Here is a 19,238-nt window from a genome sequence, read left to right as displayed (position 1 = left end):
CTCTCAAACGAAAGGCTCACTCCAGCATGGCAGACGACAAGAACACTGCGAACACCAGCCCCTTCCCTGAGGGATACCAGCCTCAAAGCCGCCGCGAGCGCCGCGAAATGGAAGAATACTTTGCGCGCCTCGCCGCTGAAAAGGCTGCGGCAGAGAAGACGGCTACCGAGCAGAATGCCGCAGCGAAGAATGCCGAGCGCGAAGAAACCACCGATGAGGAGAGCGCCGTAGACGTGGAAACCACCAAGGACTTCTCCGAAATGACCCCCAAGGAACGCCGCAAGGCAAAGCGCGCCGAACAGGCGGAGCTGACCTACTCCCAGGCGCAGGAAGAAGGCCGCCTCGGCGAATGGCTCTGGGTACAGGCACGTGAGGGCGGCACCGTCATCCTCTACGCGCTGGTCATCGCATTCCTGGTCAAGACCTTCCTGCTGCGCGGCTTCTACATTCCCTCCGGCTCCATGGAGCAGACCCTGCAGGTCAACGACCGCGTGTTCATTAACGTGGCGGGCTCCTACTTTAGCGAGCCCAAGCGCGGCGACGTCATCGTCTTCAAGGATTCTCAGGGCTGGATTCCCTCCACCCAGAAGACCAGCAGCCCGCTCAAGGACGCCCTGTCCTTCGCGGGTATTCTGCCGGATACCTCCTCGAACTTCCTGGTCAAGCGCGTTATCGGTACCCCCGGTGACGTGGTCGAAAGCGACGGCAACGGCAAGATCAAGGTCAACGGCGTAGAAATCACCGAACCGTACCTGTACCCCGGCAACCCGCCCTCGGAGATGCCCTTCAAGGTGCCCGTGCCCGCCGGCAAGTACTTCGTGATGGGCGACCACCGCAGCAACTCCGCCGACTCCCGCTACCACATTAGCGACGGCACCGCGTTCATCTCCAAGGACGACGTGCAGGGTAACGTGTTCGTGGTGGCGTGGCCGCTGAACCACTTCGGTCTGCTACAGGATCAGAGCTCGGTGTTCTCCTCGGTTCCCGAGCCGACCTCCACCCCGAGCGAGTAAGCGAGCTTGGGAATGATGGTGAGCGCTCAGAAGAGCGCAACGAAACCCGCTCAAGCTAAGCCCGTGAAAGCAACCCCGCCCGCCGCCGACCTCGAGTACGAGCAGCAGCTCTTCGCCTCCGGCGCCCGCACGGTTGCCGGAATCGACGAGGTGGGCCGCGGCTCCATGGCGGGCCCGGTCACCGTGGGCGTCGCAATCCTCACCCCGGACGCCACCCTCGAAGTGGGCGGGCTGATCGACTCCAAGGCGCTCTCACCGGCACGCCGCGAATCCATGGTTCCCGAAATCCGCCAGTGGTGCGCCGTGGCGGTCGGGCACGTGGAACCGGCAGACATTGACCGGCTCGGCATGACCCTCTCGCTGAGGCTTGCCGCCCAGCGTGCGCTCGCAGAGCTGGCGCGCCGCGGATACCGTGCCGACGCCGCCCTGCTGGACGGTAAGCACGACTGGTTCACCCCTCCGCAGGAAGACCTGTTCAGTGCGCTGGCACCGGACCCGGCGCAGGCACACTACAACGCACTGCTCGCCCAGGCTTGGGAAGGCGCAGGCGACCCCGCGCAGATGCCGGTGACCATGGTCATTAAGGGCGACTACAAGTGCGCCTCCATTGCCGCAGCATCGGTGGTAGCGAAGGTAGAACGTGATGAGCTGATGGTCCAGCTGGATACCCGCTATCCGGGGTACGGTTGGGCAAAGAACAAAGGCTACGGATCCGCCGCTCACCGCGAGGCGATTAGCGTGCAGGGCCCCAGCCTGCAGCATCGACTGTCATGGTCGCTTCCGGCGACCGCCGAGCAGATTGAGGCCGCCGCGGCACAGCGCGGCTAGGGCGCGTGGCACTCCTGAAAACCGCGCCTCGGAAGCTGGCGAAAACCTAACGTGCCACCGCTGAATCAGTACTAACCAGGAAAGGAAGAGCAGTGAGCGCAGAAGACCTCGAAAACTACGAGACCGACGCCCAAATGGCGCTCTACCGCGAATACAAAGACGTCATGTCGCTCTTTAGCTACGCGGTAGAAACCGACCGACGCTTCTACCTGGCAAACCAGGTGGACGTCACCCCGCACGTGCAGGACGGCACCCTCTACTTTGAGGTGAGCATGAGCGACGTGTGGGTGTGGGATGTATTCCGCTCCAACCGCTTTGTGAAGAAGGTGCACGCCTACTCGGTACGTGACGTGAACGTGGAGGAGCGCCTGCCCAACCAGGAGTTCACCGTGCCGGAAATGCCGGACTTTAACACCTAGCTCACGCCTGATTCACCGCATTGCCGGGGGAAGCAGGCGGCTGCTGAGCTACCGGGCGGCAGCGCTGGGTGATGAAACCGCGTGATGAAACTGCGTGATAAACCAGCACGAATATGACGCGGCGAATCGGCACTCGAGCGGTGTTTTTGAAAAATATGCCCCAAAATTTCAAATAAATGGCTGTGGATAACCTCTAATTCCTTCTGAGAACCGAGGTTATCCACAGTTTTTCGTTAACCGCGTTCAGGCACGCGCGCGGCGGGCACAGTAGAAACACTACCGCTATCTACCTGGGGAGAGACCCATGACAACAGCCCGAATAACAGCCCGCGCCGCAACCCGAAGCGCACCCAACAGACCCCTGCTCCGCAGAACCTCGCCCCGCGCCCACAGCGTCGGTAGGTGGGGCGAGGAGCTGACCGCCCGCATCCTGGAGACGAACGGCTACCGGATTCTGGAGAGGAATTGGCGACCGCCCGCTGGACTGGAACACGAACAGATTCGCGGGGAGCTCGACCTGATCGCCATTGACCCCGAGGACGAACTGGTTTTCGTTGAGGTCAAGACCCGCAGCAGCGAAGACTTTGGGCACCCGTTCGCGTCCATTGACCGTGATAAGGCGCGCCGCACGCGCTCGCTGGCGATTCTCTGGTGCAGGCTGCGCGAGAACCTGGATTTTCCACGCTTTCGCATCGACGCAATTGCGGTGACCGGAACTTGCGAAACCTTTACCTTCGAGCATCTGAAGGCGGTGGCGTAATGGGATTCGCACGCACCTATTCCGTGGCGCTCGTGGGCTTGCGCGGGCACATTGTTGACGTTGAGGCTGACATCTCACAGGGCCTGCCCGGCTTCGTGCTGCTGGGTCTGCCTGACACCGCCCTCAACGAGTCGAAAGAGCGTGTGCGCTCCGCAGCGAAGAACACCGGCATCACCCTCACTCAGCACCGGCTTACGGTGAACCTGACCCCGGCGACCCTGCCCAAGCGCGGCTCGGCGTTCGATCTAGCCATTGTGGTTGCGGCGCTGCAGGCGGAGAAGAAACTGCACCCCAGCGGCGATAGCGTCTTCCTGGGTGAGCTGGGCCTGGACGGAACGCTACGCCCCGTGCCGGGCATCCTGCCGGCAGTTAAAGCCGCCGTGGACGCCGGACACCACCGCGTGATTGTGCCCGCCGAAAACGCTGAGGAGGCGGCGCTCATTCCCGGCGCGCAGGTGAGCGGTTTCCGCTGCCTGGCTGAGGTTTTTGCCGCGCTCGGCGCGGAGAGTCAGAAGCTGACCTACCCGCCCGCCCCGCAGACGGAGGCGAGCGCACCGGTAGCGAAACCGACTGAAATTCCCTCCGATATGAGCGATGTTGCCGGTCAGTCACAGGGCCGTTTCGCCCTGGAAATTGCAGCTGCCGGCGGCCACCATATGCTGCTGACAGGCCCGCCCGGCTCGGGTAAAACCATGCTGGCGGAGCGCCTGCCGAGCATCCTGCCGACCCTCGATAATGATGCCGCGATGGAAGTGACCGCTATTCGTTCCCTCTGCTCGGCGGGGGAGCACCTGAGCGAGCTGGTGCGTCAGCCGCCCTTTGAGGCGCCGCATCATAGCGCCTCCGCGCCGGCGATTCTTGGTGGCGGTAGCGGCATTCCCCGCCCGGGCTGTGTGTCTAAAGCGCACCGCGGCGTGCTCTTTCTCGACGAGGCGCCGGAGTTCAAACGCACGGTGCTCGATTCGCTCCGTCAGCCCCTGGAGTCGGGGACCGTGACCTTGGATCGTTCGAGCGCGTCGGCGACCTATCCGGCGCGGTTTCAGCTGATCCTGGCGGCGAACCCGTGCCCCTGCGGCATGAACGTGGGCACCGGTACGGAGTGCACGTGCGCCCCGCGTGAGCGTCGCGCCTATTTTGGGCGGCTGTCCGGCCCGCTGGTGGACCGCATTGACGTGAATGTGACGGTTCCGAAGGTGTCGTCCACGGAGCTTGCGGGCGGTCAGGTGAACGAGAGTTCGGCGCAGATTCGTGAGCGCGTCATGGCGGCGCGACAGGCTCAGCGGGAGCGTCTGGAGCCGTACGGGTTGAAGACGAATGCGGAGATGAACGGCAAGATTTTGCGCGGTCCGTTGCGTCTGGATGCGAAGCTCACCGGCGAACTGAACGCCGCCGTGGACCGCGGAACGCTGACGGCTCGCGGCTACGACCGGGTGCTGCGTATCGCCTGGACTCTCGCCGATTTGGAGGGGGCCGCCTACCCGAGCCGGGAGCACCTGGATGTGGCGCTTTTTCTGCGGCAGCAGGGGCAATTGAAATAATGCGCCAGCTGAAATAGGGCCAGCTGACATAGCGTGCCGGTTTATAGAAGGAATCACTCACGAGAGGAGAAGAACGTCATGAGTGAGAAGAAGCTCAGAAAACGAGCTGAAGAGGCCGAATTGAAAGAAAATGGGCTGAGAGAAACAGCGCCGGACGAGTGTGTGCCAGAAGAGAAAGTAACGGGGGAGAGCGCGCCTGAAGAGAGCGCGGCGGAGGATTTTGTGCAGGAGGAACTGCAGATTCGCCTGCCCGGTCGCACCCTGGATGCGCACGCCCTGGCGCGTGAGAGAGTGGCGCATATCCTGTCGCTGGGGCAGGAGCCTTCGCCGAGCCCGTATAACGCGGCGCGGTTGCCGGGGTTCCTCGCATCCTGCCTGAACCCGGTGTACCTGGAAGAGATGCACCTGAATGAGATGAATCAGCAGGAACAGCAGAGGGAGCGGCTACAGGGTGAGGCGCTACAGGGTGAGCGCCCCGAACCTGTGATGGGCACCGCCTCCAGCGGTTCTGATTCCGCGCCCCTGTTCAATCCCGCCCTCAGCGCGGAGCAGCTTGAGGCGGCGTGCCGCGAGTACATCCGCTGCTGCACCGCCCAGCTGATGCGCTACGCCGAGCCCGCCGATGAGCTCGTGGTCGAATCCCTCACCACCCTGGGAGCGCCGCTGACCCTGCACTACCTGCTGACCGGGCACATCCCCGATGAGCACACCTGGGAGCACGGCGAACCGGATACGCAGCTCAGCGATTTTCTGCACTCGGTGGGTGCACCCGCGGAAGGGGAGTCCGCCCTGTTCTGTAGCGCGAATGGCTACTACACGCCGGGCGAACATCAGATGAGCCGCGATAAGTTCGGCAAGGCGCTCGCGACTCGCCGCCTGCGCTGGAACCGCCGTATGGAACGCACCCTGAACGCGGAGGCGCATATGGCGGCAACCTGCGGGGCGTGGCTGGTCACTCCCGCCGATCCGCTGTGGCCGCCGCAGCTGAACGATTTGGGGCCTGCTCGACCGTACGGGCTGTGGTGCCGAGGCGATTCGCGGCACCTGCTGGATTTGGCCTCTGCCCCGAGCGTGGCGCTGGTCGGTTCGCGCGACCCGAGCATCTACGGTACGGAGGCGACGACCCACCTCGCCGCGGAGCTGGCGCGCCGCGGGTACACGGTGATTTCTGGCGGTGCGATGGGCATTGATATTGCGGCGCATCGGGCGGCGCTGACCCAGCAGGGTAGCGACCTGCCGACCATCGCTTTCATGGCGGGTGGGCTGGACCGGCTCTACCCGGCGCAGAACTCGGACGCGTTGAACATGATTGTTGACCGCGGGCTCATCATGAGCGAGGTGAGCGTGGGCAACACCCCCACGCGTTGGCGTTTTCTGGAGCGTAACCGCCTGATTGCGGCGTTGGCGCGGCACACCATTGTGGTGGAGGCGCGTTGGCGTTCCGGTGCCCTGAACACGGCTCGTCACGCGATGGAGATTGGGCGTACCCTCTGGGCGGTTCCGGGGCAGATTAATTCGCCGAACTCGGTGGGCACGAACCGTCTGCTACGCGATGGACTAGCGCAAACACTCACCCAGGCCGCCGACATCCTCGAGTACGATGCCGCCGCCGGGTTCGAGCTGGGTACCGAGCACGAGAGTGAGTGGGATCAGGCTGCCTCCTCCAGCGCGCTGGATGAGCTGACCGAACGACAGGGCAGGGTCTGGGACGATTTGAGCCCGCGCTCCTACCGCGGCGTGGACGAGATTGCCGCAGCTCTCGGGTTGAGCGCTCGCGACGTGATGGCTGACCTGTTCCACCTGGGTCGTTGTGGTCTGGCGGAGAGTAGCGGAACAAGCTGGAGAAAGGTCCGCCCGGCTGTCGCTGCGTAGAAGAGCCCCCGCTGAACGCCCGTGCTGACCCCCGCTGAGCACCCCGGCTGAACGCCCGTAGTGAACATCCCGGCAGTAGCGGGTTACTGCGGTCGGTCATGACGGGCGGCACGTGGAGAGCGTGGAACCTCTCTACAATTGGGGTAGGCTTGCGCGTACTGGCGTGGAGCCTACCCGCCGCCACGCTATCAGCAGATACGCTGGGGGCAGAAATACAACGTCGAGAAGCATCAACGCCGCCAGGGCCAGGAACCAGAAACCCGAAAGGAGGGACGCATGACCGCCGCCCGCCAGCCCGAAAACCGGGCTGAAAACCAGGCAGAAAACCGGAGTGAGAACCGTGAGGAGTACCGGGATGAGGCTCCCTCCACGACCCTGCCGGTGACCTACACCCGCACGCTTGCGCCGGAGCAAGTAGAGAGCTCTGCTCTACCTGATTCTGCACTGGGTGTTTCCGGTGAGGTGTTCCGCCCCGTCCTGGACCGTTTTGAGCGTTTTTTGCGCTATGAGAAGCACCGTTCCGAAGAGACGATCCGCTCGTATATCTCCGATTTGGAGGGCTTCTTCGGCTACATGGCGCGCCGCGGCGTGCGGCATCTGGACAGCATTGATGCGTCCCTGATTCGTGAGTGGTTGGGTTCGTTGCATCTGCGGCAGGCGGCTCGTTCTACGGTGGCGCGCCGCGGTTCGACCCTGCGCACGTTCTTCACCTGGGCTCAGGAAGAGGAACTGGTGCACGCTAACCCGACCCGCGGTATGCGCGCTCCCAAGCGGGAGAATCACCTGCCGCCGGTGCTGAGCCGTGAGCAGATGAACCAGCTGCTGACTACCCTGCAGGAGCGTCGGGCGCAGGATCCTCGTGATGCGCGTCTGCTGCGCCTGGAAGCTGTGGTTGAGGTTCTGTACGCTTCGGGCATGCGTATTTCTGAGCTGACCGGCCTGGATTTGCAGAGCGTGGACCGGGCGAATAAGACGGTGCGCGTGCTGGGTAAGGGCAATAAGGAGCGCGTGGTGCCGCTGGGCACCCCGGCGCTTAAGGCGTTGAATCGTTGGGTGTCCTATGGTCGTCCGCAGTGGATTCCGGAGGGCGCGCAGGGTGTGACGGCGCTGTTTATTGGCCCTCGGGGTGGGCGTGCGAATGCCCGTCAGATTCGTGAGGACCTGACCCGCCTGTTGCGCACGGTGGAGAATACTCAGGCGTCGGGTGCGCACGTTTTGCGTCATTCGGCGGCGACTCACCTGGTGGATGGTGGCGCCGATATTCGTTCGGTGCAGGAGCTGTTGGGACATTCGTCGTTGGCGACCACGCAGATTTACACGCACGTGTCGATGAAGCGTCTGGCGGAGACGTACGCGCGGGCGCATCCGCGGGCATAGGGCGTTCGCGCCTCTAAAGGGGAGCGCACCGATATGGGGGAGTGTGCTGGGCTGTGTTGGAGTGTGCTTTGAATAGTGCTCTAAATAGTGCGCTGAGCGCCGCCGTTTAATGTCTCTCTATTTGAACCTTGTGCGGCTGAACTGTACGAATGGGGGAAATCGTTCTAAGCTATACACTGTTCAACCTCTGTCTAAGCTCCCAGCGCAGCCCAAAGTTTCTGCACAGTGATGTTTATACAAAGCGGCTGAACAAGGTAGCATAGGTAACAGACTAACCGTGGTCTCCGTCTCTATAATGGCACCGCGTACGAGTACTAAAAACCAGAAAGGTCGCACCGCATGCGCGCACTCGTTTGCCCCGGACAGGGCTCCCAGAAGAAGGGCTTCCTGAGCCCCTGGCTCGAGATTGAAGGTGTGCGTGAGCACCTGGAACGACTCTCCGAAGCGGCAGGCATCGACCTGATTCACTACGGCACCGAAGCCGAAGAAGAAACCATCAAAGACACCGCAATCGCCCAGCCCCTCATCGTGGCTGCAGGCATCGTCACCGGTCGCCTCGCACTGCGCGAACTCGACGGTGAAGAGCTCATCTTCGCGGGCCACTCCGTCGGTGAAATCACCGCAGCAGCCCTCGCGGGCGTACTCAGCGACGAAGACGCAATGCGTTTCGTGCGCGTGCGCGCCAACGGCATGGCGGAGGCGGCAGCCGCCTCCCCGACCGGCATGGCTGCAGTACTCGGCGGCGTTGAAGAAAACGTCCGCGAAGCCATCGACGCAGCAGGCCTCGTCGCAGCAAACTCCAACGGCGGCGGCCAGATCGTAGCCGCAGGCCCCATCCCCGCCATCGAAGCATTCGCCGCGAACCCGCCCGCACGCGCTCGCGTCATCCCCTTGAAGGTTGCTGGCGCATTCCACACCGAGGCAATGGCACCCGCCGTGCCCGCCCTGGAAGAGTTCGCCGCATCCCTGCAGGTCTCCGACCCGACCTCCGCACTGCTGACCAACCGCGACGGTTCCGCCGTGGCATCCGGTGAAGAGTTCGTCAAGACCCTCGTCTCCCAGGTCACCAGCCCCGTCCGCTGGGACCTGTGCATGGCAACCCTGCTCGAGCGTGAGGTCGCCGGCATTATCGAGGTCGCCCCCGCAGGCACCCTGGTCGGCCTGGCAAAGCGCGCGATGCGCGGCGTGCCCGGCACCTCCATCAACACCCCCGAGGACCTCGCCTCGCTGAAGGGTTAAACACCGGGAGAGAGCCCCCGCCCTCCCCGCACTGGGAACCCTTCACACTAGACATGCACTTTAGACCTGCGAGGCACACACCGCCTTGCAAGCATCAGCACTAAGGATTGAATACGTGACTACCCTCAAGCAGTACGAAATCAACCGCTACTCCCGCATCCTCGGTTACGGCGCAGCCCGCGGCGAGGTCATCGTCCCCAACGACGACATCGTTGAGGCAATCGACTCCTCCGACGAGTGGATCAAGCAGCGCACCGGCATCGCAACCCGCCACCGCGCCAGCGAAAACCAGTCGGTAACCGACCTTGCCATCGGCGCCGCCAAGGACGCCCTCGAAGCGTCCGGTGTAACCGGTGAGGACATTGAGACGGTCATCATCTCGACCATCTCGCACCCCTACGCAACCCCCTCCCTGGCAACCCTGGTCGCCGACGCAATCGGCTCCAAGTGCCCCGCATACGACATCTCCGCAGCGTGTGCAGGTTTCTGCTACGGCATCGCCCAGGCAGACGCCCTCGTCCGCGCCGGCACCGCAAAGCATGTGCTGGTCATCGGCGTTGAGAAGCTCTCCGACTTCATCGACAACACCGAACGCACCATCTCCTTCCTGCTCGGCGACGGCGCAGGCGCAGCAGTCGTAGGCGTATCCGACGAACCCGGCATCGCCCCGACCGTATGGGGTTCGGACGGCTCCCGCTGGGGCACCGTCGGCATGACCCACTCCCTGCTGGACATCCGCAACCGCGACTTCGCCGCAAACCCCGTCGAAGAAGGCGAAAAGATCTGGCCCACCCTGCGACAGGACGGCCCCTCCGTCTTCCGCTGGGCAGTATGGGAAATGGCGAAGGTCGCCAAGCAGGCACTCGAAACCGCCGGCATCACCCCCGACGAGCTCGGCGCGCTCATCCCGCACCAGGCAAACGCCCGCATCATTGACCAGATGGTCAAGACCCTCAAGCTTCCCGACACGGTGGCAGTGGCACGCGACATCGTCGATGCCGGTAACACCTCCGCCGCATCGGTCCCCCTCGCCGCGCACCGCCTGCTCAAGGAGAACCCGGAACTCTCCGGCAAGTTCGCCCTGCAGATCGGTTTCGGTGCCGGCCTGGCATTCGCAGCTCAGGTAGTCGTCCTTCCCTAAGGAAAACCACCGGAGCCCGATGCTCACCGCCCCTCACGGCCGGCACAGCGCCGGTTCGCGAGAAAGAAAATAAAGCGGGAAAGCATCCCCACAAACTCCGAGTTGACGCATGCGTACACCACGCAGACACGATAAACTCGGTAATGCACGCGTACCCCCACCCGGCGGGTGCGATGACCATCGAAAAAACAAAGGAGCCCCTGAATGGCTAACAAGGAAGAGATCCTCGCAGGTCTGGCAGAAATCGTTAACGAAGAGACCGGCGTTGAGGTTGAGGACGTTCAGCTGGACAAGTCCTTCACCGAGGACCTGGACATCGACTCCATCTCGATGATGACCATCGTCGTGAACGCTGAGGAGAAGTTCGAGGTGACCATCCCGGACGAAGAGGTCAAGAACCTCAAGACCGTTGGCGACGCAGTCGAGTTCATCGCGAACGCTGCCTAAGCTATAACCAATAACGAGGCGGCGCGGGCTCTCACCGGCCCGCGCCGCATCGCTATTCACCCAACCAACCCAACACACCCCGGGGAACGCGCAGAACGGAATACACAGGGCGCAGCGACAGCACCCTCCACCGTGTGACCCACCGCGTAAAACGCACACCGCAAACCCCGGGCCCAACAGGTTTTTATCCACACACCACCGGATAAACCACCAAATCGACCACCGAAGAGAAAGTGCCACAATGTCTCGAAAAGTGCTGGTGACCGGCCTCGGCGCGACCACCCCCATTGGCGGCGACGTCCCCACCACCTGGGAAAACGCAACCAAGGGCGTATCTGGTGTATCCACCCTCGACCACCCCTGGGTCAAGGAATACGACCTGCCCGTATACATTGCAGGCCAGCTCGCCGTGCCCGCCCTCGAATCCGGCCGCCTCACCAAGGTAGAAGCAAAGCGCCTGGATCCCTCGGGCCAGCTCGCCCTCATCGCCGCACGCGAAGCATGGGAAGACGCAGGATTCTCCGGCCCCGACGCCGACTCCGCAGAAGAAGTCGACCCCGAACGCACCGGCGTAGCCTTCGGTACCGGTATCGGCGGCGTGTGGACCCTTCTCGACGCATGGGACACCCTCCGCGAAAAGGGCCCCCGCCGCGTCCTCCCTATGACCGTTCCCATGCTCATGCCCAACGGCAACGCAGCAGCCGTCTCCATGAACCTCAAGGCACGCGCCGCAGCACAGACCGTCGTCTCCGCATGCGCATCCTCCACCGAAGCCATGCAGCTCGGTGCTGAAATGATCCGCAGCGGCAAGGCAGACGTCGTCATCGTCGGCGGTGCCGAAGCAGCAATCCACCCGCTTCCCATGGCAGCATTCGCCAAGATGCAGGCACTCTCCTCCCGCAACGACGAACCCGAAAAAGCATCCCGCCCCTACGACGTCGACCGCGACGGCTTCGTCATGGGTGAAGGCGCAGCAGCCCTCATCCTCGAATCCGAAGAGCACGCCAAGGCACGCGGCGCACGCGTCTACGCGGAACTGGCAGGCACCGGCGTATCCGCCGACTCCTACCACATCACCGCACCCGACCCCGCAGCACTCGGCGCAACCCGCGCACTCCGCGAAGCCCTCGAAGACGGCAACATCGACCCGAAGACCGTCGTGCACATCAACGCGCACGCCACCAGCACCCCCGCCGGTGACCTGCCCGAAGCAACCGCAATGCACGAAACCTTCGGTGAGCACACCAAGAACATTGCCGTCTCCGCAACCAAGTCCATGACCGGCCACCTGCTCGGCGGCGCGGGCGCACTCGAAGCCGTACTCACCGTACTGGCACTGCACCACCGCACCGCACCCTGCACCATCAACCTGGACAACAAGGACCCCCAGATTGACCTGGACGTGGTGACCGAGGCACGCGAACTGCCCGCCGGCGAAATTGTGGCACTGTCGAACTCCTTCGGTTTCGGCGGCCACAACGCGGTTGTAGCATTCCGCTCCGTAGAGGACTAATCCCTCAGGGCTTCTAGCCTTATATAGATATAACGCTCCCTCAACTACCGCGTGTAGCTGGGGGAGCGTTACGTTTTGGATGCGTTGGGGGAGGTTGTACCGGACAACGCTTGCGGGGGAGTGCGGATTCCGTGGGGTAGTTGTTTGTAGAGTGTGCATACCGGACGCCGCTCGCGGGGTTTGGGTTCCATGGGGTAGTTGTTTGGGGAGAGTGCGTACCGGACGCCGCTCGCGGGGGAGTGCCCCCTCTTCGGCGCCTGGGGGCGCCTTGAGGACGGAGCCCCCGCTTCGCGTGTCCGGTACGCACTCTAGGTCGCCTACCCCTCGGTGGGGTTTATATAGGGGTTGGTCTGTGGTTGGGATTCAGAGGTAACGCGCCAATCCCTTGGGGTAGGGAATATGGGTGGCTTGGTGCGGGGTTTCCTTCTCGGGGTAGTTTGCCTCAGTCTGGGGTGCCCCTGTTTTAGATGTTAAAAACGGGTGGCGTATCCGCTCCGGCACTGCGAATACGCCACCCAAACACACCACACTCCACAAGACAATGCAGAGCGCGCGGGATCAACCATCCCGCAAGGTTCCCGTAACCTCCATCGCGCACCACGGTAGGCGACGACAGAAGAACGGGAGCTTATGACCGTTTGACACGCACAACGCCCCCTCGTACAGGTATACAAAGGCGCACGTCATGCGATCTTCCGGAAGTTTATTCGGAAGAGCTCCCACGCCGGTTCCGTTGAGAAAACAATTCGGTGTGGTTGCCTCCCGATGGTGAAGCACATCAACATCGTGTGCCGCAATACTGCGCAATCCAGTACGCGCAGATGTTGCGTGAAAACCATCCTCAGGAATGCAGTCCGCGGGCCAGTTTTCCAGCTTCAAATGGCAGAAGCTTAAGGGTTTGATGTGAGTGCTCGGATGGTCCGAATCATGTCGCTCTCAACGGAACCGGTTTATCGGTGATGGGAGCTCCTGTAGATAAGAATAACCTTAAATCACCCCTGGAGTAAACCTTAAACCAATAATTTAACCTTATTGTTATAATTCCTTGTCATAAAGGTATTGACGAGTGTTCAATGTGCTCTGAGTAGCCCCCTGGAGGCCCTCATAACTCTTTGGTCTGTTTGGCGCTCTCCACCGTTATGAAACCGTGATAAATCATTCCCGAAAATTGAAGAATCGGGTCCAAAACGGTCCCGCAAGTGGCTGCCGCAAGGGCTTGTTGAGAGGGGCTTGAAAACGCACTGAGAGTACAGTCATAAAACGTCATCTTGTCACGGAAGTTATCCCAGAGAAAACAAATTAAACCCCCGGCGTGCGCTGTGGCATAATCAGTATCAACATCGTGCTCCGGGGTCGGTGAAATTCCGAACCGGCGGTCACAGCCCGCGAACCGCTCTCGCAAGCAGGCAAAAATCGTACGAATCTTCGCATCCGCACAGGATGCAAGACTCCGCTAGAGAAGCCCGCCCGCAAGAGAGGCCGAACCGGTGAAAATCCGGTGCCGACAGTACAGTCTGGATGGAAGGTAGCACGAGCAGAAAAAGGCAGGAGCGCACTCCACCGCACCTCCCGAAAACCGGGATAACGTGTAGGGTGCACCAAAGCAGTTACTTGAGAAAACTGTTGCTCGAGAGCGCAGCGGTTTTCTGCGAGACGGCTTTTTGCAAGACAGGGGAGAGGCATCTTTCGTAGGTGCCGGTACGTTATTCCCCTCGACCGCAGCCGGCTGGTGTCAGCTGCGGTTTTCAGCTACGGTTGGCTGAATCGCCGCTCCCGCCTCACCACGGATACCGGGCACTCCCTAAGAAGCCCGCGCGGTAGCCGCCCTTTTTCTGTTCCTCTCCCCGGAGCCGCCGCAGATGCGCACCCAGCGCATCCGACACACGGTCCAACTCAGAGAGGAAAGAACCAAATGGACATCTTGCGGTGGCTCTTCGACGCACAAATTCACGTGGGGGATCAGTCCCTCCTCGTGCGCGAAGTTCTCGGAAACGCATTCGGCCTGGCATCGGCGCTCGGCGGAATGCGACGCAAAGTATGGGCGTGGCCCGTCGGCATTCTCGGCAACCTGCTGCTCCTCACCGTCTTCCTGGGCGCCCTCGTCGGCAGCCCGCACCCCGTCACCATGCTCGGCCAGGCAGGCCGCCAGATCATGTTTATTGCCGTGTCCATCTGGGGCTGGCATCGTTGGCGTGCAACCCGCGCCGCCGGTGGTGACGCCTCCGAAGGTGCCGCGGTGATCCCCAAGTGGGCTACCAACACCGAACGCGCAGGCCTGGTTGTCGCCATGGTCGCAGGCACCCTGCTACTCACCCCCATCTTCCGCGCCCTCGGCTCCTACGAACCCGTCTGGTCCGACGCCTGGATCTTCACCGGCTCGCTGCTCGCCACCTACGGCATGGCGCGCGGCTGGGTTGAATTCTGGCTCATCTGGGTTGCCGTCGACCTGGTCGGCGTGCCGCTGCTGTGGAGTGCAGGCTACTACGCGACCTCCTTCATGTACGTGTTCTACGGGTGCTTCACCCTGGTTGGTTTCTTCGTCTGGTGGCGCACCCGCAACCTGGAGGCGCAGAAGACTCGGGTACAGACCCAGTTCCCCGACGTGACCGTTGAAGTAACCGACGTGCAGAAGGGCCGTGCATAAATGCCGCAGAACCCCTCGCAGCAGGTGCTGGCGAGCGCGCACCTGCCCGTAACCGTCACCCCGAGCGTATCTTCGCCGCGCAACGATGTGGACTATTCTGCCGCGGAGTACGGCCACCTCGCCGGGCTGCCCGCCGCACGCACCCTCCAGCTGCCCAGCCCCGAGCAGGAGCTCAGCCACGCAGAAGCCATGACCCTGGCACTGCAGGCGGCACGCCAGGGTATTCGCGGCGCGAATCCCCTCGTCGGCGCCGTCATCACTGACGCGCACGGGCACCTGCTGCACGTGGGCTACCACCGAGGCGCAGGCACCCCGCACGCCGAAGCAGACGCCCTCGCCGCCGCCCGAGCCGCGGGAACCGACCTCACCGGCGCCCGCATGTACGTGAGCCTTGAGCCCTGCAACCACACCGGACGCACCGGCCCCTGCTCCCACGCCGTCGCCGAGGCGGGCATCAGCGAACTCTACTACGCCTACAGCGACGACACCGAAAACGCAGCCGGAGGCGCCGCCTACCTGCGCTCCCAGGGCGTCACCGTGCACGCCATGGAGGAGTTCGCGAACGCATCCTACCAGCTGAATGAGCGCTGGTTCATTGCCGCCGCCGAACGCCGCCCCTTCATTACCGCAAAGAGCGCCTCCACCCTGGACGGGTTCATTGCGGCTGCTGATGGCACGAGCAAGTGGATTACCGGCCCCGCCGCGCGCGTTGACGGGCACCTGATTCGTCACCGCGCCGACGCCGTCATGATTGGCACCCGCACCACCCTCATGGACGACCCGACCCTGGACGCGCGCGACGCCAACGGGGAACGCTTCGAGAAGCAGCCGCTGCGCGTGGTCATGGGCAAAACCGAGATTACCGAGAACTACCGCGTGCGCGGCCTCAACCCGCCCGAAGGCGTGGAGGCGGACCCGCAGAACTTCCTACAGGTCTTCACCCACGACCCGCGTGAACTGCTCGACGAACTGTACGCCCGCGGGGTGCGGCACCTCATGATTGAGGGCGGCCCCGGCATGGTCGGCCTCTTCGCCGGTGAAGACCTCATCGACGAGATGGTCTGGTACCGCGCCCCCATGATCATGGGGCAGGGTAAGAGCGCCGTGTACCGTCTGCTCGTGGACACCCTCGCTCAGGCGCCGCGCCTGCAACTGGACGACCTGGGTATGTTCCCGGCGGTGCGCGTGCTCGGCAACGACACCGCAACGCACCTGGTGCCGGCACCTCGCGGAACGGTGCAGGACCCTGGGCAGCGGTGTACCCTGCCGAAGCTGGACGCCTGCCACGCGCCCGAACCGAGATTAGATTAGCCGAGGCTGGACTAGTCGCGGCTGGACTAGCATCCGCCTGGGTTGAGCGCGGGCGGGGGAGTCGTACCTCAAGAACCCCCGCCTGTGCCCGGCTAATTCATGCCGGCTGGTTCGTATGCTGGCACAAAAGCTCCCCGTCACGGGGAATATTCGAAAAATACGTATAGTTATACCGACGAACAAACCATCGCCGCCCGTCGCCCTCAACGACGACGCCCCGGCGGACACGGCGAGAAAAGGAAAAGCACACATGTTTACCGGAATCATTGGCGCCCTCGGCACCGTAGAATCCATCACCCCCATCGAAGGTAGCGACGCAGCCTACCTGACCCTCAACGCCGGTGACATCGTCGCCGACCTCGAACACGGTGGCTCCCTCGCCGTCAACGGTGTATGCCTCACCGCTATCGACCTCGACCAGCTGCAGCCCGGCCAGTTCCGCGCCTACGCGATGGGTGAGACTCTGCGCCGCACCAACCTCGGCAACCTGAACCCCGGCGACACCGTCAACCTGGAGCGCTGCCTGCCCGCCGGTGGCCGCCTCGACGGTCACGTCGTGCAGGGCCACGTGGATGCGGTGGGCACCCTCGCATCCATCACCGCGCACGAGGCGTGGAGCACCCTGCGTTTCAACCTGCCCACCGAACTGGCACCCCTGCTCGCTGAGAAGGGCTCCATCGCTGTTTCTGGCGTGTCCCTGACCGTCACCGCCGTTTCAGAGCCCGGCGAAACTCCCGCATGGTTCGAGGTCGGCCTGATTCCCGAAACTCTGAAGGCAACCAACCTCGGCGCCCTCAAGGTTGGCGACAGCGTGAACCTTGAGACCGATGCGCTCGCTAAGTACGTGCAGCGTCTGACCGCGTTCGCAGGCGTGCCCCAGGCTGACTCTGCACACTCCGGTGAGCAGGTTGCGCCGCGTCGCGCCGACGCCGCAAGCGTCCTCGACAGCGTGCAGACCGCAGTGGACGCTATCGCAGCAGGTCGCGCCGTGGTCGTCGTCGACGACGAAGACCGCGAAAACGAAGGCGACATCATTTTCGCTGCCGAGCACGCAACCCCCGAGCTGATGGGCTTCATGATCCGCTACACCTCCGGCGTGGTCTGCGCACCCCTGAGCAACAAGCGTGCCGACGAGATGAACCTGCCGCCCATGGTCACCAACAACGAGGACCCCAAGGGCACCGCCTACACCGTCTCCTGCGATGCGGCATCCGGCGTGAGCACCGGCATCTCCGCGGCAGATCGCGCACGCACCGTGCAGATCCTCGCGGACGCTGCCTCCACCCCGGCGGATATCACCCGCCCCGGCCACATCTTCCCGCTGCGCGCCGTTGACGGCGGCGTGGCGGAGCGCCCCGGCCACACCGAAGCCGCAGTGGAACTCTCCCTCGCGGCGGGCCTGTCCGGTGTGGGCGTTATCGCCGAGGTCGTGCACGACGACGGCTCCATGATGCGTTTCGACGCACTGCGCGCCTTCGCCACCGAGCACAACCTGCCCATGATCTCTATCGAAGACCTCATCAAGTACGTAGCTAAGGCGTAGGAGAACGCATGAGCGAAACCCCTAACACCCAAGCAACGCCAGGCACTCCCGCAGAGCTGAGCACCCCCGCGGCTGTCACCTTGGCAGAGCCGGGCACCCCCTCAGCGGACACCTTGGTCGAGTCGGTTGAGGCGCAGGTTGAAGAGCTCAGCGCCGAATCCCTGCGCATCGCCTCCCAGCTCGCTGAAGGCTACCGAGTCAGCCCCCTCGACATGGTGCCCAACCCCAGCCCGCTGCTGGTAGAAAGCACCGAAGAGGTCGCCGTACCCACCCCGCAGGGTGTGTTCGGCCTGCGCGCCTGGCGATTTGCAGACGGCGCCGAGCATCTCAGTGCCCGTGCCCTCGACCGTGACGGCACCCCCGTACCCGCCGAGGACGGGGGAGCGCCCGCGGTGCGCATCCACTCCGAATGCGCCACCGGCGACATTTTCGGTTCCTTCCGATGCGATTGCGGCCCCCAGCTGGAGAACGGCCTGCGCATCATTGGCCGCACCGGCGGGTACCTCATCTACGTGCGCAACCACGAAGGACGCGGCATCGGCCTGGTCAACAAGCTCCGCGCCTACGCGCTGCAGGATGCCGGGCTCGACACCCTCGACGCGAACCTGGCGCTCGGCCTGGATGGCGACATGCGCGACTACTCGCAGGCGGCACTGATCCTGCAGGAACTCGGTGTGAACGAGCTGAGGCTCGTGACCAATAACCCCGCCAAGCAGGAGGCGCTCGAAAGCCTCGGCCTGCAGGTCACCGAACTTATCCCGGACGAAATTCCCGCCCGAGTCGAGAACGCACACTACCTGCAGACTAAGCGTGAGCGTATGCGTCACGTGCTCAAAAGCGCGTAGCGGCACCCCTGCAAACTAAACTTTTCACAAACCCAAAACCTACAAGGAGAACACAATGAGCGGCGTAGGCGCAGCAGACACCACCCTCAACCCCGAAGACTACAAGGGCTTCAAGCTCGCAATCGTAGCGGCAAGCTGGCACACCCAGGTCATGGACGGCCTCATCGACGGTGCACAGCGTGCAGCACGCGATGCAGGCATCGAGCCGACCCTCGTGCGCGTTCCCGGCACCTTCGAGCTGCCCGTCGCAGCAACCCGCCTCGCTGAGAAGTTCGACGCAATCGTCGCGCTCGGCGTGGTTATCCGTGGCGGCACCCCCCACTTCGACTACGTCTGCCAGGGCGCAACCAACGGCCTGACCGACGTGTCCGTGCTGACCGGCCGCCCCATCGGCTTCGGCGTGCTCACCTGCGATAACGAGCAGCAGGCACTCGACCGTGCAGGCCTGGAAGGCTCCAACGAAGACAAGGGCTACGAGGCGACCGCGGCGGCACTGCAGACCGCAGCAACCCTCAAGCAGTTCAGCAACTAACACGGCTGAACGGTACGCGGCTCAGTTTCACGAAGAGAACGTTCTGATCTTCACCGTGGAACTGGGCCGTAGTACCGGTTAAACTGAAACAACCCGCGCACCGGGCTTACCGGGATTTATCAGGCATTATCGGGCGTCTATGGATCTGGCAAGTATGCGCCAGAGAGATACACACCGGAACATATGTCCCGGTACCCCATGTACCGGTAAAACCCC

General features: G+C 63.2%; 16 protein-coding genes and 1 riboswitch. All 16 genes read left to right on the top strand.

The window, feature by feature from the left end; all coding sequences use genetic code 11:
• The first annotated feature begins 26 nt into the window (after positions 1 to 26).
• Positions 27 to 1,013 (top strand): signal peptidase I, encoded by a 987-nt coding sequence (lepB, locus tag HMPREF2527_RS03870; protein WP_070506496.1) that lies wholly within the window; start codon positions 27 to 29, stop codon positions 1,011 to 1,013.
• A gap of 15 nt (positions 1,014 to 1,028) precedes the next feature.
• Positions 1,029 to 1,841 carry a ribonuclease HII gene (locus tag HMPREF2527_RS03865; protein ID WP_070506829.1) on the top strand — a complete coding sequence of 271 codons (813 nt, stop codon included), beginning with the start codon at positions 1,029 to 1,031 and terminating at the stop codon, positions 1,839 to 1,841.
• A 92-nt stretch (positions 1,842 to 1,933) separates the two neighbouring features.
• Positions 1,934 to 2,260: a DUF2469 domain-containing protein gene (locus HMPREF2527_RS03860; RefSeq protein WP_049337707.1), complete on the top strand. Its 327-nt coding sequence runs from the start codon at positions 1,934 to 1,936 to the stop codon at positions 2,258 to 2,260.
• Positions 2,261 to 2,564: 304 nt separating this feature from the next.
• Positions 2,565 to 3,020 carry a YraN family protein gene (locus tag HMPREF2527_RS03855; protein WP_012903656.1) on the top strand — a complete coding sequence of 152 codons (456 nt, stop codon included), beginning with the start codon at positions 2,565 to 2,567 and terminating at the stop codon, positions 3,018 to 3,020.
• Complete coding sequence (locus tag HMPREF2527_RS03850; protein ID WP_049337706.1) at positions 3,020 to 4,558, top strand: YifB family Mg chelatase-like AAA ATPase; 1,539 nt, start codon at positions 3,020 to 3,022, stop codon at positions 4,556 to 4,558. Before HMPREF2527_RS03855 ends, HMPREF2527_RS03850 begins: the two co-directional genes overlap by 1 nt.
• A 162-nt stretch (positions 4,559 to 4,720) precedes the next feature.
• Entirely contained in the window at positions 4,721 to 6,430 is a 1,710-nt protein-coding gene (gene dprA / locus HMPREF2527_RS03845) for a DNA-processing protein DprA (protein ID WP_246824766.1), read from the top strand.
• Between the two features lie 276 nt (positions 6,431 to 6,706).
• Positions 6,707 to 7,807, top strand: a complete 1,101-nt coding sequence (locus HMPREF2527_RS03840) for a tyrosine recombinase XerC (protein WP_070506490.1) — start codon at positions 6,707 to 6,709, stop codon at positions 7,805 to 7,807.
• 339 nt (positions 7,808 to 8,146) lie between these two features.
• Positions 8,147 to 9,046, top strand: a complete 900-nt coding sequence (locus HMPREF2527_RS03835) for an ACP S-malonyltransferase (protein WP_005507477.1) — start codon at positions 8,147 to 8,149, stop codon at positions 9,044 to 9,046.
• A 115-nt stretch (positions 9,047 to 9,161) separates the two neighbouring features.
• Positions 9,162 to 10,187, top strand: a complete 1,026-nt coding sequence (locus tag HMPREF2527_RS03830) for a beta-ketoacyl-ACP synthase III (RefSeq protein ID WP_070506488.1) — start codon at positions 9,162 to 9,164, stop codon at positions 10,185 to 10,187.
• A gap of 204 nt (positions 10,188 to 10,391) precedes the next feature.
• Positions 10,392 to 10,634, top strand: coding sequence for an acyl carrier protein (locus tag HMPREF2527_RS03825; RefSeq protein ID WP_005507475.1), 243 nt, complete (start codon positions 10,392 to 10,394; stop codon positions 10,632 to 10,634).
• A 241-nt stretch (positions 10,635 to 10,875) separates the two neighbouring features.
• Entirely contained in the window at positions 10,876 to 12,147 is a 1,272-nt protein-coding gene (gene fabF, locus HMPREF2527_RS03820) for a beta-ketoacyl-ACP synthase II (RefSeq protein WP_070506485.1), read from the top strand.
• A gap of 1,338 nt (positions 12,148 to 13,485) precedes the next feature.
• Positions 13,486 to 13,683, top strand: a riboswitch (FMN riboswitch).
• Between the two features lie 376 nt (positions 13,684 to 14,059).
• The gene (gene pnuC / locus HMPREF2527_RS03815; protein ID WP_070506482.1) at positions 14,060 to 14,791 is read left to right on the top strand and encodes a nicotinamide riboside transporter PnuC; all 732 of its coding nucleotides are present in this window, start codon (positions 14,060 to 14,062) and stop codon (positions 14,789 to 14,791) included.
• Complete coding sequence (gene ribD, locus HMPREF2527_RS03810; protein ID WP_070506479.1) at positions 14,792 to 16,102, top strand: bifunctional diaminohydroxyphosphoribosylaminopyrimidine deaminase/5-amino-6-(5-phosphoribosylamino)uracil reductase RibD; 1,311 nt, start codon at positions 14,792 to 14,794, stop codon at positions 16,100 to 16,102.
• 250 nt (positions 16,103 to 16,352) lie between these two features.
• A complete protein-coding gene (ribB, locus tag HMPREF2527_RS03805; RefSeq protein ID WP_070506477.1) occupies positions 16,353 to 17,645 on the top strand; it encodes a 3,4-dihydroxy-2-butanone-4-phosphate synthase in 1,293 nt (430 codons plus the stop codon).
• An 8-nt stretch (positions 17,646 to 17,653) separates the two neighbouring features.
• Positions 17,654 to 18,490, top strand: coding sequence for a GTP cyclohydrolase II (locus HMPREF2527_RS03800; protein ID WP_141744444.1), 837 nt, complete (start codon positions 17,654 to 17,656; stop codon positions 18,488 to 18,490).
• Positions 18,491 to 18,545: 55 nt separating this feature from the next.
• Positions 18,546 to 19,022, top strand: coding sequence for a 6,7-dimethyl-8-ribityllumazine synthase (ribH, locus tag HMPREF2527_RS03795; protein WP_005506244.1), 477 nt, complete (start codon positions 18,546 to 18,548; stop codon positions 19,020 to 19,022).
• Positions 19,023 to 19,238: the final 216 nt, after the last annotated feature.

The sequence above is a fragment of the Rothia sp. HMSC071B01 genome, assembly GCF_001808945.1.
In the GTDB taxonomy this organism is placed as follows: Bacteria; Actinomycetota; Actinomycetes; order Actinomycetales; family Micrococcaceae; genus Rothia.
This window is presented reverse-complemented; position numbering and strand designations above follow the sequence as displayed.

Bases quoted from the DNA above. Each gene is read 5' to 3' on its own strand.
- fabF (WP_070506485.1), top strand. From the start codon at position 10,876: ATGTCTCGAAAAGTGCTGGTGACCGGCCTCGGCGCGACCACCCCCATT.
- HMPREF2527_RS03855 (WP_012903656.1), top strand. From the start codon at position 2,565: ATGACAACAGCCCGAATAACAGCCCGCGCCGCAACCCGAAGCGCACCC.
- ribD (WP_070506479.1), top strand. From the start codon at position 14,792: ATGCCGCAGAACCCCTCGCAGCAGGTGCTGGCGAGCGCGCACCTGCCC.
- pnuC (WP_070506482.1), top strand. From the start codon at position 14,060: ATGGACATCTTGCGGTGGCTCTTCGACGCACAAATTCACGTGGGGGAT.
- lepB (WP_070506496.1), top strand. From the start codon at position 27: ATGGCAGACGACAAGAACACTGCGAACACCAGCCCCTTCCCTGAGGGA.
- HMPREF2527_RS03850 (WP_049337706.1), top strand. From the start codon at position 3,020: ATGGGATTCGCACGCACCTATTCCGTGGCGCTCGTGGGCTTGCGCGGG.
- HMPREF2527_RS03865 (WP_070506829.1), top strand. From the start codon at position 1,029: ATGGTGAGCGCTCAGAAGAGCGCAACGAAACCCGCTCAAGCTAAGCCC.
- ribH (WP_005506244.1), top strand. From the start codon at position 18,546: ATGAGCGGCGTAGGCGCAGCAGACACCACCCTCAACCCCGAAGACTAC.
- HMPREF2527_RS03800 (WP_141744444.1), top strand. From the start codon at position 17,654: ATGAGCGAAACCCCTAACACCCAAGCAACGCCAGGCACTCCCGCAGAG.
- HMPREF2527_RS03825 (WP_005507475.1), top strand. From the start codon at position 10,392: ATGGCTAACAAGGAAGAGATCCTCGCAGGTCTGGCAGAAATCGTTAAC.
- ribB (WP_070506477.1), top strand. From the start codon at position 16,353: ATGTTTACCGGAATCATTGGCGCCCTCGGCACCGTAGAATCCATCACC.
- HMPREF2527_RS03840 (WP_070506490.1), top strand. From the start codon at position 6,707: ATGACCGCCGCCCGCCAGCCCGAAAACCGGGCTGAAAACCAGGCAGAA.
- HMPREF2527_RS03835 (WP_005507477.1), top strand. From the start codon at position 8,147: ATGCGCGCACTCGTTTGCCCCGGACAGGGCTCCCAGAAGAAGGGCTTC.